Origin of the sequence: Pseudokineococcus sp. 1T1Z-3, assembly GCF_037482365.1 — a bacterium.
GTDB lineage: Bacteria > Actinomycetota > Actinomycetes > Actinomycetales > Quadrisphaeraceae > Pseudokineococcus.
Genome location: NZ_JBBHZF010000023.1, coordinates 555,954 through 567,947, shown reverse-complemented (window position 1 = coordinate 567,947; position 11,994 = coordinate 555,954). Strand labels below are relative to the sequence as shown.

Here is an 11,994-nt window from a genome sequence, read left to right as displayed (position 1 = left end):
CAGTACTCCATCGCCGGCGGCCCCTACCTCCCCATCCCCGGACAAGCCCACGTCGACAGCGACCCCCACCCCGTCGTCACCTACCAAGGCCCGAACGCCCCCGTCGCCGACCTCCACGAGTAGGCGCCCGCCCACCGCGACACGGGCGAGACCGACGACACCGACGGAACACCCCACCCGGCCCGGCGAGACCGACGACTGGCCATCAGGGCGCCCTCAGCTGAGGGACGACAGAGTCACCCGTCGAAGGCGACCGCTGGGTGCGCTGACCACGGAGCCGCCCACGCAGGTCGACCTACCCGGCAGGGGCGGGCCGGGGACGCGCGACCGGCCGGGCCGGCCGGGCCGGGCGTTCGAGCGGCGCAGCCTGGCGGGGCAGGCCGAAGCGCGGGGGTCGGGCCCGCTTGGACACGTACATGCGCTGGTCGGCGTGGTGGAGCAGCTCACCGAAGCTCCGGCCGTCGCGCGGGGCCAGGGCGATGCCGATGCTCGCGCCCGCGACGACCTCGACCCCGCCGATGACGACCGGACGCAGGAGGTCCGCCGCCAGCGCCGTGGCCAGCCGGGAGGCGTCCTGGGCGGCTGTCTGCTGGTCCAGACCGGGCAGCGCCACGAGGAACTCGTCACCACCCATGCGCGCCACGAGGTCGGTGCGGCGCACCCGCTCCCGCAGCCTGCTCGCCACGGCGACGAGGAGGTCGTCCCCGACGGCGTGCCCGTGGGCGTCGTTGACCGCCTTGAACCCGTCGAGGTCGCAGAACAGCAGGGCGAGCACGTGGCCGCCCCGCTCGGCGTCGGCGAGGGCGACCTCGATGCGCTCCTCGACGCTGCGGCGGTTCGCCAGCCCCGTCAGCGGATCGGTGTAGGCGAGCCGCTCGATCCGCGCGAGGTAGCTCTGCGCCCGGTCGCGCTCCAGCTCCAGCTGGCGCTGCGCCTGCACCCGCTCGGTGACGTCGTGCTGCACGCCGATGTACTGCACCACGCGCCCGCTCTCGTCCCGCACGGGCGCGAGGTAGACCTCGTTCCACCACGGCACCCGGCCCGGGCCGCGCAGGTTGAGCACCGTCGCGCGGTGCTCCTTGCCCGCCGCGATCGCGGCGCGCATCTCGTCGACGACACGGCGGTCGGTGTCGGCCCCCTGCAGCAGCCGGCAGTTGCGCCCGAGGGCCTCCTCGGCCCGCAGCCCGGAGAGCCGCTCGAACGCCGCGTTGACGTAGACGAGCGGCTGGTCGGGGAGGGTCATGTCCGCGATGGCCACCCCGGACGTCGTGGCGTCGAGGGCCCGCAGGAGCAACGTCTCGTCACTGGGCCAGTGGGGCGGGCGCGACGCCCCCACCGGGGCAGCCAGCGGCGCACCGGCCACCCGCTGGTCCGGGACGGGCTGGCCGGGGACGGGCTGGTCGGGGACGGGCTCGTAGGGGGTGGGCTCGTCAGGGACGGCGTGGCCGAAGACAGGCTGTCCGGCGACAGCGACGGCGTGGTCGGCGACGGCGTGGTCGGCGACGGCGAGCCGCGTCGGCGCGGGCGCTGCGGCGCGGCCCGCCCCCTCGCCGAGCTCGGAGCGGGGGGCGACCCGGGAGAGCAGCGAGCGTGCCGCGGCGACGACGGTGGCGCGCTCGTAGGTCAGGGCGTACTCGAAGCCGCGCTCGGAGTCGGGCCCCAGGTCCCCCAGGTCGCGCCCCAGCAGGGCGGCGCTGAAGTGGGTCCCGAGGACGACGACGTCCCACTCCCCCCTGACCGGGTCCCGCGGGTGCAGCTCGGCGCCCCGCACACCGGGCATCGGCTCGCGGGAGAGGCCCTCGCCGAGGGCGCAGACCAGGCCGGTGCGCTCGACGAGGTCGCGGTAGCGGGCCCTCGCACCGGGGGTCAGGTGCTTGGCCTCCTGGAAGGTGGAGGCCACGAGCACCGTCTCCCCGCGCCGCATGGCCTCCCGCTCCAGCTGCTTGCTCAGCTCGACGAGCAGCGACTTGGGCGAGCGGCGCAGCACGGTGCCGGGGCGCAGCAGCGCGAACGGGGAGGTATCGCCGCCCAGGTCGGAGGGCGGAGCCGGCAGGGTGAGGGCACCGGCCGGGCGGTCCTCGACGGGGCCGGGCCGTGGCCGGCCGAACAGCCAGCCCTGGCCGAGGCGGGCCCCCAGGGCGCGGCCCCGGCGCAGGTGCCTCTGGTCTTCGATGCCCTCCGCGAGCACCAGGGCGCCCGCCTCCTCGGCGTAGGCGTTGACGGCGTTCATCACCTGGGCGACGGCCGGGCCGGGGCGGTCCTGCACGACGCGCAGGTCGAGCTTGACGACGTCGGGGCGCAGGAGCGGCATGAACGTGAGGGAGAGCGGGTTCGCGCCGACGTCGTCCAGGGCCACACCCCACCCGAGCTCGCGGACGCGGTCGACGGTGCGCAGCAGCTCAGCCGGGCGGGCGGCCAGCGCCCGCTCGGTGATCTCGACGACGACCCGCAGCTGCTCGGGCGCCTCCTCGACCAGGGCGGCGAGCTCGTCCAGCGGGGCCTCGTCGAGCGCCTCCGGCTCGACGTTCACGAAGAGGGTGAGCGGCGCCCGCAGGCCTGCCGTGACGGCGCCGCGGAAGGCCGCCGCACGGCAGGCCCGGTCCAGCTCCTCCAGCAGCCCCTGCGAGCGGGCCGCCGCGAAGAGCGCGGCGGGCGTCTCCAGGGCGCTGCCGCGAGGTCCGCGGGCCAGGGCCTCGTAGGCGACGACGCACCCGGAGTCGAGGTCGACGATGGGCTGGAAGTCGCTGCGGACACCGGCCTCGACCACCGCGCGGAGGCCCGCCGGACCTGCGCCTGCTGCCGATGACATCCGCGCCCTCTTCCCGTCCGGGTGGCATCTGCCGCGCCCACCCGGTCCGTCGGCCGGCCAGGGCCTCGGCTGCGCCGGGCGGCGCCCGCGTCACCCGAGCAGAGCAGGCCCGGTCGCAGCACCACCCCCGGAGGCGGCGCTCCGGCCGCGCCCTCCTCAGGGCGTCGCACCAACCGCTGCGACGTAGGCCCAGCGGCCGTCGACCCTCGCGAAGGCGCTCCTCTCGCGCAGGACGTGACGGCGTCCGCCGGCCCGGGACACCGCCTCGAAGGTCACGAAGCCGGCGTCGTCGAAGGGCCCGCCCTCCTCGACCGCCGTGACGGCCAGGTGCAGCCAGCGGACGCCGCCGGCGCCGACCTCGACGGCGAGGTCCTCGGCCAGCCCCTGCGGGCGGGTCGCCGGGTGCCAGGTCCGCACCAGGTGCTCGACGTCACCGACGGCGAAGGCGCTGTACCGCGAGCGCATGAGCGCCTCGGCCGTCGGCGCCTGCGCCTGCTGGCGGTGCAGCCGCCCGCAGCACCGCTCGTACGGCTCGCCCCACCCGCAGGGGCACCTCGCCTCGCGGGGTGCGGCGACGCTCACGCCGCCAGTCTGGTGCTCACGGGGCGAGCAGCTCGCGCACGGCGTCCGTGTCCCCCGCCCCGAGGGCTGCCCAGAGCTGCGCTGCCGCGGCCTCGTCCACGTAGACGACGGACTGCCCGCTCTCGGTGCCGAGCCCGGCGACGGGCACCGTGCCGGTGAGCAGCTGCTCCGGGCGCGCCGTGCCCACCGCGGTGGCTAGCTCCTGCAGGTCGGAGAAGGTGGAGCGCTCGTCGACGCTGACGTGCTCGCGAGCGGTCGCGACGACGTCCAGCAGCCGACGCGGGTCGCCCAGCGTGTCGCGGGACACGACCGCGTCGGCGAGCGCCACGAGGTAGCGCTGCTGGTTCTCGACGCGGTCGAGGTCGCCGCGCGGGAGGCTGTAGCGCTCGCGGAGGAAGGCGAGCGCGGCGTCGCCGTCGAGGTGGTTCATGCCCTCGACGTAGTCGTGCCCCCGCGCGGAGAACGCGCGGGGGGAGTACACGTCGACCCCGCCGACGACGTCCGTGAGCGCCTTGACGCCGTCGAAGTCGACGGCGGCGACCCGGTCCACCGTCAGGCCGGTCTCCTGCTGCACCGTCTCGACGAGCAGCCGCGGCCCGCCCCAGGAGTAGGCCGCGTTGAGCTTGGCGCGGCCGTGGCCGGGGACCTCCACCCAGGAGTCGCGGGGCAGGGAGACGAGGGCGACCGTCCCGTCGTCGAGGACCCGCCCGAGGACCATGACGTCGCTGCGCTCGGCGCCGGGGACCCAGTCGCCGTCGCCCTCGGTCTGCCCGTCGCCACGGGTGTCCGAGCCCACGAGCAGGAAGGTGGAGCCGGCAGCGGCAGCGCCCTCCTCGCCCGCGACCGCGTCGGGGCCTTCCTCGCCCGCGCCAGCGGCGCCCTCGTCGGCCGCCTCGTCGGCCGGCTCGTCGAGGACCCCGTCGAGCCGCTGCACGTCTCCGCCGACGAGCGCTCCCGCGGCGACCTGCGCGGCGCGTCCGCCGCCGAGGAGCACCACCCCGACGACGAGGACGGCGAGCGCGAGCACGAGGGCCACGACGCGACGACGCCTCGTGCGGGCCACGTGCCCTCCTCCCGACGTCGACGGTCGCCCTGCCCGGGCTCCGACCTCTTCCGGGGAGGACGGTAACGCTCCGCCACGACGGCGCTGGTCTGCTCGGGTGAGGGGCACCCCTGGCCGTCCCCGCCCGCTGGGGCCAGCCGAGCTGGCCGTCAGAGCGATCCGGGCGAGCGGGTCACGCGAGCGGGTAGGACTGCTCCCCGTCGTCCCGGCCGACCTCGTCGAGGGTGCGCTCGACGGCGGCGAAGGTGTCCGTGCCGTAGGCCATGACGGCGCCGTCGCCCTCGTAGCCGCGGAACTGCGGGCCGTCGAGCAGCAGCAGGAGCCCGAGCGGGCCGCCGTGCTCCTCCAGGGCCTCGTCGGGGTCGACGCCGGAGTCGACCTCCAGGGAGCGCGCGCGGGCCCGCTCCCGCAGGGCTGCCGGGTCGGTGACGACGAAGTCGTACCGGGCCTGCCAGCTGAACCGCTCACCCTCGAGCGGCTCGGTCTCCTCGTCGTCGTCCTCGAGCAGGTCCTCGACGTCCTCGACGCCGTCGCCGGTCAGCTCGTCGAAGGCCGCCCACTCGTCCAGGCCGGTGCCCCAGCCGCGGTCGTGCAGCGCCTCCCGCAGCGCGTCCGAGGCCCGCCGCACCTGGCCGAGGGCCTCGGCGACCGTCGCGAGGTCGAGGCTGTCGAGGTCCGCGCCGTGGCGGGTCAACGTCGCGACCAGGTCGGCCGCCGCGCTCGAGGGCATCGTCATCGGCTCGTCGTCCACACCGAGGACGGTAGGGCCAGCGAGAGCCCGCACGGGTCAGGGCGGCGGGGGCAGCGGCGCGGGGCTGGGGCTGCCGGGCAGGTCGTCGCCGGTAGCGGCGGAAGGCGCCGGGGTGGGCGGGTCCGGGGCGGGCAGGTCCGGGGCGGGCGGGTCCGGGGCGGGCGGGTCCGGGGCGGGCAGGGACGGGGCGGGCTGCTCCGTGAAGGGCGCCTCCGGCACCTGCACGACGACGGTGCTGCCTGCCCCCGGGCCGCCCTGCTGCAGGTCGAGCCCCGTCCCGAGCGCCACCACGGCCGCGAGGAGCAGGCCGAGGGCCACCGGGCGGCTGCGGACCCGGGCCCACCGGACCCGGCCGAGGACGAGCGCGGCCAGGCCGAGGGCACCGCCGGCGAGGCCGAGCAGGACGAGGGCCGTCCCGGGGCTGCCGACCACCAGCGCCCACACGGTCGCCGCCGCGACGAGCGCGAGGGCAGCCCACCCCGCGACCTGGGTCGCGACGTCGCCGCCCGGACGGACACCGGTGCCCGCCGCCGGACGGCTCAGCTCGGGCGGCACCTCGTCGTCGACCCAGAAGCACCAGCCCGGCGGCGGCTCGGGCCAGGAGGGGTCGGGGGTCCAGCCCGGCCCGGGCGTCCACCACCGCGGCGGCTCCGGCCACCCCGGCGGCGCGTTGAAGCGAGCACCCACACGGCCTCCCCCTGGTGACCTCTCTGGACCTGCCGGCGCTGCTGCCCCTGGCGCGCACCTCGGCCGGTGCCAGGCCCGGCGCGGCTCGCCACCAGGAGGAGCACAGCAGACGTCCGCGGGCCGTGGGGCCGTGCGCGCGCAGGAGGTCGGCCCCGGGTGTGGCCCGACCGGGTGAAGGGCCAGACCCGGCTTGACAGCGCAGGCCGGGGTGTCGATGGGGGAGGGTGGGAGAGCGCGGGCGCCGGCGAGGGAGAGGTCTGCCCCTGCGCGCCTACCTCGTAGTGCTCGTCCTCGTCCCCCTGCTCGGCCTGATGACCCTGACGGGCGCGCTGGTCGCCCACGGTGCCCGCGACGCCCGGGCCGCGGCCCGCGCCGAGCTCGCCGTCGTCGTCTCCGGGCAGGTGGCGGCCGTGCGCTCGGCCGTGGCGCTGGAGCTGCTCGTCTCCTCCGCGCGCGTCTCCGTCGCCGCTGCGCCGGCGGGGCTCGCCGACGTCGCCGCCGCCGTCGACGCCGAGCTGGGGGCGCCCCAGCTCGTCAGCGCCCGCACCCAGACCGACGCCGCGCTCGAGCTCCTCGCCGCCTCCGGCGTCGGCGCCGACCGGTTCGCCCCCGTGGCCCGTGACGTCGGGTCGCTGCGGGCGGGCGTGGACGCCGGGAAGGACTCGGCGTGGCTCGCCGACGCCGCCGAGCAGCTCACCGGGCAGCTCTCGGTCGTCGAGCGGGACGTGCTCGACGAGGCGGCGACCCACGGCATGGCCGGCGAGGTGGTCGCGGCGACCCTGGACACCCGCACGGCCGCGGACGCCGCCACGCTGGCCAGCCGGGACGCCGTCACGATGATCGGCACGCTGGTCGCGACCGCCGGGGCGACGCAGCCGGACGCCCGCGGGGCCACGACGACGGACGGCTCGACGTCGGCCGCCCTGGAGTCCCTCGGCCGTTCCACCTCGGCAGGCGTCCGCGTCCGCAGCGCCGAGCTGCTGCAGAGCACGCGCGCGCTGCCGCCCACGACGCCCGTGCGGAGCACCGGGGCGGCGGCCCGTGACCTGGCCTCGCGGGCCGCCGGACGCCAGCAGGGCCTGGTGCAGCTCGTCGTCGCGGCGGACGAGCACGCCGACCAGCTGGCGGCCGCGCAGGTGCGACGGGTGCGCGACGACGCGGTGGACGCGTCGGCGCTGACGCTGACGTCCCTCCTCGTCTCGGCGGTGACGGCCGCCCTCACGGGTCGCACGCTCGTCAGGTCGCTGAACGACCTCGCCACCACGGCGCGCCACATCAGCCAGGGCCGCCTCGCCGCCCCGGTCCAGCCGCGGGGTCCTCGTGAGATGCGCACCGTCGCGGCCGGTCTGGCCGCGACCGCCGCCTCGCTCAGCCGCGTCCAGGCGCAGGCCCGCGCGGTGCGAGCGGGCGACCTCACGAGCACCGTCCTCGCCCGCCCGCTGCCGGGCCCCCTCGGGGAGGTCCTGCACGCCTCCATCACCAGCCTCGTCGGCGCGATGCTCGACCGGGACCGGCTGCAGGAGGACCTCACGCACCGGGCCACCCACGACTCCCTCACCGAGCTGCCCAACCGCTCCCACGCCATGGCCGTCCTCGACGAGGCCCTCCGTCGAGCCGACCGCACCGGCCAGGCCGTCGGGGTGCTCTTCGTCGACCTGGACCGCTTCAAGCAGGTCAACGACACCCTCGGGCACGCCGCCGGCGACGGGCTCCTGCGGGTCGTCGCCGACCGCCTGCGCACCGTCGTGCGCCCAGGAGACGTCGTGTGCCGCCTCGGCGGCGACGAGTTCCTCGTCGTCGTCGAGCCGGCCGGGCATGCCGATGCGGGGCGTGACCACCTCCTCTCGGTGGCCGAGCAGCTCGTGACCTCCGTCTCACGACCGGTCGACCTCGCGGAGGGCACGGCGAGCGTCGGCGCCAGCGTCGGTGTCGCCTGGAGCCGCCCCGGCAGGACCGACCGGGAGGCGCTCCTCGCGGAGGCCGACCTCGCCACCTACCGCGTCAAGGCGGGCGGCCGAGGGGGCGTCGGCTGCTACGACGACGCCCTGCGCGCCGAGCTGGACGCCGTCCGCGACCTGGAGGAGGCCCTCGCCCGCGCCGTCGCGCAGGAGGAGCTGGTGCTGCACTACCAGGCCGTCGTCACCTCCGCCGACCGGGAGGTCGTCGGCTACGAGGCGCTCGTGCGGTGGGACCGGCCGGGCCACGGGCTGGTGCCGCCGTCGGCCTTCGTCGGCGTCGCCGAGCGGTCGGCCCTCGTCTGCGACCTCGGGCGCTGGGTGCTGCACGAGGCGACGCAGCAGATGGTCCAGTGGTCGGCCGCGGGTGGTGCGGTGACCGGGCGCAGGGTCGGCGTCAACGTCTCCGGCCGCCACCTCGCCTCGCCCCGGGTGGTCGACGACGTCCGTGACGCGCTCGAGGCGTCGGGCCTGGCGCCGTCCCGCCTCGTGCTGGAGATCACCGAGACGGTCCTGGTCGACCTCGACACCGCCCACGACCGGCTGGCGGAGCTGCGCGCGCTGGGTGTCGGCGTCGCGATCGACGACTTCGGCACCGGCTTCACCTCCATCGCCCAGCTGCAGCGGCTGCCCGCGGACGTCCTGAAGGTCGACCGCAGCCTCGCCGGCTCGGACGAGCCCGCCGACCAGGCCCTGGTGCGCCTCGTCGTCGGAGCCGCCCGCGCCAGCGGCCTGGAGGTGGTCGCCGAGGGGGTCGAGACGCAGGCCCAGCTGGCCGCGGTGGCCGCGGCCTCGTGCGCGCTCGTGCAGGGCTACGTCTTCCACCGCCCGTTGCCGCCGGGCCTGCGGGCGCCCGAGCTCGCCGCCGCCGAGAGCCAGGAGGCTGGTCCGGCATCCCGCCCCGCCCCCACCGCCCCGGCGCTGCCCCGCCCGCGGCGTCGTCGGGCGCCGCTGGAGGCAGCGGACGCCTGAGCCCCGGTGGTCGGTCGTCGGTCGTCGAAGCGGGGCGGGAGCCGGGCCGGGACGAGCCGCCCGTCCGTCGCGGGGAACAGGACGGCGCCCGCACGGGCTGATGCCCGCGGCACCCGTCGCGGGAGCCGCGACGGCGACCCCAGCACCGACGGAGCGAGCATGACCACGGCAGCCCAGCGCTCGCAGGAGCGGCCCCCGGCCGGGCCGGCGGTGCGACAGCGACGCTCGGTACCGCACTGGACGGTCCTCGTCGTCGCGGCCGCCGCGCAGTTCATGGTCATCCTCGACGTCAGCATCGTGAACGTCGCGCTGCCGTCGGTGCAGGTCGACCTGGGCCTGTCGACCGTCGGGCTGCAGTGGGTCGTCAACGCCTACGCCCTCACCTTCGCCGGCCTGCTCCTCCTCGGCGGGCGCGCGGGGGACCTTTTCGGCCGCAAGCGCGTCTTCCTCGCCGGGCTCGCGCTCTTCTCCGCCGCCAGCCTGGTCGGCGGCTTCGCCCAGTCCGAGACGTGGCTCATCACCGCGCGGGCCGTCCAGGGCGTGGGTGGGGCGGTGCTCGCGCCGTCCACGCTGAGCCTGCTGACGACGACGTACACCGACCCCGCCGAGCGGGCGAAGGCGCTCGGGGTGTGGGGGGCCGTCGGCGGGACCGGCGGGGCGATGGGCGGGCTCGTCGGCGGCGTCCTCACCGAGACCCTCAGCTGGCGGTGGGTCCTCTTCGTCAACGTGCCGATCGGCGTCCTGCTCGCCGCCGTGGCCGCCTGGGCGCTGGTGGAGACCACGCCGCAGGTGCGGCGGCTGCGCGACCTCGACGTCCCCGGGAGCCTCGCGGTGACCGGCGGGCTCTTCGCGCTCGTCTACGGCATCGTCAGCGCCGAGACCCGGTCCTTCTCCTCTCCGTTCGTGCTGGGGCCGGTGCTGCTCGGCGTCGGGCTGCTGGGCGCCTTCGTGCTCGTGGAGCGGCGGGCGCCGCGGCCGCTGGTGCCGCTGTCCATCTTCCGCCGTCGGGCGCTCGTGGCGGCCGACGGCGTCGGGCTGACGGTCGGCATGGGCATGTTCTCGTTCTGGTTCCTGCTCTCCCTGCAGATGCAGCAGGTCTACGGGTTCGACCCGTTGCGGGCGGGCCTGGCCTTCCTGCCCGCGAGCCTCGCCCTCGTCGCGGGGACGGCGGTCTCCACGCGCGTCGGGCGCCGGACCGGGCCCCGGCCGCTGCTCGTGGCCGGCCCCCTCGCCGCCGCCGGCGGTCTGCTGTGGCTCTCGACGTCCGACCCGGGCGGCACGTACGCCGCCGAGCTGCTCGGCCCGTCGATGCTCGCGGGCCTCGGCATCGGCGTGACGATGGTGCAGCTCGCCTCCACCGCGACCGCCGGCGTCCCGGCCGAGCAGGCCGGGCTGGCCTCCGGGCTGCTGCAGACCTGCCGGCAGATGGGCGGCGCGCTCGGCCTCGCCGTCCTGTCGACCGTGGCCGCGGCGCACACGGCGGCGGTCGTGGCGGGCTCCGGCGGCGGCGGTGGTGGCGGGGACGCCGGCGTCGAGGCGCTGGCCGCCGGCTACGACCGCGGCCTGCTGGTCGGCTCCTGCGTCGTCGCCTGCGGGGCTCTCATCGGGCTGCTGGTGCCGCGGCAGCCGCAGGGCGACGCCGAGACCGACGAAGCCCGGGACGCAGCGCGAAAGGACTGACGGACGTCTGGACGGGCCCGGGCCGCCACCTCTCGTCAGTCTCGCCGCGCGGGCCTCGGGCCCTCAGGTCCCGCCCTCCGCCGCGACGGCCTCGGCGGCCCGGCGGGCGGTCTCCGCGTCGAGGTAGGTGCCCCCGCGCGGGGTGAGGTGGCCGGCGCCGTCGGCGCGGTAGACGAGCGGGTGGCCGGTCGGGAGGTCGAGGGCCTCCACCTCGACCGGGGACAGGTCGTCGACGACGACGCAGACGGCGCGCAGGGAGTTGCCGTGGGCGACGACGAGGACCGTGTGCCCGGCCGCCAGCAGGTCGGGCACCCGAGGGCGCCAGGCCGGCTCGACGCGCGCGACGACGTCGGCGAGGGACTCCACGCCACGGGCGCGGGCGGCCGGCAGGTGCGCGAGCGCCGGCGCCAGGTCGGGCAGCCGCTCGTGCCCCGGGCCCGCCGGTGGCGGTGCGCCGGAGAGGCGACGACGCAGCGCGTGGAAGTCCTCCGGCCCGGCCTCCGCGCGCAGCGGGGCCTTGAGGCGGCCCGACCACGCGCCGTAGTGCCGCTCGGCGAGGGCCCACACCTCCTCCGGCCTCGGCACCACGGCCCCGCCCTCGGCCGGCCTGCCCCCGGCCAGCCCCGCCAGGACGAGGTCGGTGGTACGACGCGCGCGCCGCAGCGGCGAGGTGAGGACGACGTCCGGCACCAGCCCGGCGTCGAGCAGCTCGGCGGCCGCCCGGCGCGCCTCCGCCTCGCCCCGGGCGGTGAGCCCCGGGTCCAGCAGCCCCGTGAAGCGCTGCTCGGCGTTGAAGGTGCTCTGCCCGTGCCGCAGCAGCACGAGGACACCGCCGTCCGCGTCGTCCGGCGTGGGCCCGGCCTCAGGCATGCGCCTCGCTCTCCGGCCCCCAGAGGCTCTGCCGGACGCCGAGGAGCCGGTTGACGGCGACGCCGATGACGACGAGCAGCAGGACGCCGCCGACGACGACCGCGATCTCGGTGGGTGAGGTGAAGAGGCCCAGGCTGAAGAGCAGCGCCGTCGTGCCGCCCGGCGGGTGCTGCGCCTTGAGCAGCGACAGGACGACGGCCGTCAGCGCCACCGACAGCGACGCCGCCACCACGCGCACGCCCGTCAGGCCCTCCTGGGTCATGGGCGGGTTGTCGGCCAGGCCGAAGAGGTGAAGCATCCCGAAGCCCGCGGCGATGCCGACCAGGTGGCCGAGGATGACGCTGCGCGGCGCCGACGTCGGGGCGTGCGGGCTCTCGACGAAGAGCATCACGGTCGGCGCCAGGCTCGGGAAGAGCAGCGGCTGCCCGATGACCAGCCCGCCGAGCCCGCACAGGCCCAGGACGAGCAGCACCATCGTGCCGGCGTAGGCCGCCGGGCCCGCCTTCGGTGACCTCTCGCGGAGCCGGACGATCGGTTCGGGTCGCGTCTGCCTGTTCGCCATCGCGGCATCGTCGACGCCCCGGCGCCGGCGCGCGCGGCCGAACGCCCGATCTCGCCTACCGTT

Annotated in this window: 9 protein-coding genes; 2 read left to right on the top strand and 7 right to left on the bottom strand. The window is 77.1% G+C overall.

Going from position 1 to position 11,994, the window contains the following annotated elements; all coding sequences use genetic code 11:
* Positions 1–295 precede the first annotated feature (295 nt).
* The 5 genes from WDV86_RS09975 to WDV86_RS09955 form a co-directional block, all read right to left on the bottom strand.
* Positions 296–2,809: a diguanylate cyclase domain-containing protein gene (locus tag WDV86_RS09975; RefSeq protein WP_339567472.1), complete on the bottom strand. Its 2,514-nt coding sequence runs from the start codon at positions 2,807–2,809 to the stop codon at positions 296–298.
* Positions 2,810–2,965: 156 nt separating this feature from the next.
* Positions 2,966–3,391 (bottom strand): YchJ family protein, encoded by a 426-nt coding sequence (locus WDV86_RS09970; RefSeq protein WP_339567471.1) that lies wholly within the window; start codon positions 3,389–3,391, stop codon positions 2,966–2,968.
* Positions 3,392–3,407: 16 nt separating this feature from the next.
* On the bottom strand, positions 3,408–4,454 hold the full coding sequence (locus WDV86_RS09965; protein WP_339567470.1) for an LCP family protein: 1,047 nt from the start codon (positions 4,452–4,454) through the stop codon (positions 3,408–3,410).
* Positions 4,455–4,626: 172 nt separating this feature from the next.
* Complete coding sequence (locus WDV86_RS09960) at positions 4,627–5,205, bottom strand: hypothetical protein (protein ID WP_339567469.1); 579 nt, start codon at positions 5,203–5,205, stop codon at positions 4,627–4,629.
* Between the two features lie 36 nt (positions 5,206–5,241).
* Positions 5,242–5,892 carry a hypothetical protein gene (locus WDV86_RS09955; RefSeq protein WP_339567468.1) on the bottom strand — a complete coding sequence of 217 codons (651 nt, stop codon included), beginning with the start codon at positions 5,890–5,892 and terminating at the stop codon, positions 5,242–5,244.
* Between the two features lie 224 nt (positions 5,893–6,116).
* Between WDV86_RS09955 and WDV86_RS09950 the strand changes: the two genes are divergently transcribed.
* Both WDV86_RS09950 and WDV86_RS09945 read left to right on the top strand, forming a co-directional pair.
* Complete coding sequence (locus tag WDV86_RS09950) at positions 6,117–8,819, top strand: putative bifunctional diguanylate cyclase/phosphodiesterase (RefSeq protein ID WP_339567467.1); 2,703 nt, start codon at positions 6,117–6,119, stop codon at positions 8,817–8,819.
* 159 nt (positions 8,820–8,978) lie between these two features.
* The gene (locus tag WDV86_RS09945) at positions 8,979–10,499 is read left to right on the top strand and encodes an MFS transporter (protein WP_339567466.1); all 1,521 of its coding nucleotides are present in this window, start codon (positions 8,979–8,981) and stop codon (positions 10,497–10,499) included.
* 63 nt (positions 10,500–10,562) lie between these two features.
* Here WDV86_RS09945 and WDV86_RS09940 read toward each other — a convergent pair whose 3' ends face one another.
* Both WDV86_RS09940 and WDV86_RS09935 read right to left on the bottom strand, forming a co-directional pair.
* On the bottom strand, positions 10,563–11,369 hold the full coding sequence (locus tag WDV86_RS09940) for a 2,3-bisphosphoglycerate-dependent phosphoglycerate mutase (protein ID WP_339567465.1): 807 nt from the start codon (positions 11,367–11,369) through the stop codon (positions 10,563–10,565).
* Positions 11,362–11,931: an HPP family protein gene (locus WDV86_RS09935; RefSeq protein WP_339567464.1), complete on the bottom strand. Its 570-nt coding sequence runs from the start codon at positions 11,929–11,931 to the stop codon at positions 11,362–11,364. Before WDV86_RS09935 ends, WDV86_RS09940 begins: the two co-directional genes overlap by 8 nt.
* Between the last annotated feature and the right edge of the window lie 63 nt (positions 11,932–11,994).

Excerpts from the sequence above, each read along its gene's own strand:
- WDV86_RS09945 (WP_339567466.1), top strand. The coding sequence starts at position 8,979 with ATGACCACGGCAGCCCAGCGCTCGCAGGAGCGGCCCCCGGCCGGGCCG.
- WDV86_RS09935 (WP_339567464.1), bottom strand. The coding sequence starts at position 11,931 with ATGGCGAACAGGCAGACGCGACCCGAACCGATCGTCCGGCTCCGCGAG.
- WDV86_RS09975 (WP_339567472.1), bottom strand. The coding sequence starts at position 2,809 with ATGTCATCGGCAGCAGGCGCAGGTCCGGCGGGCCTCCGCGCGGTGGTC.
- WDV86_RS09940 (WP_339567465.1), bottom strand. The coding sequence starts at position 11,369 with ATGCCTGAGGCCGGGCCCACGCCGGACGACGCGGACGGCGGTGTCCTC.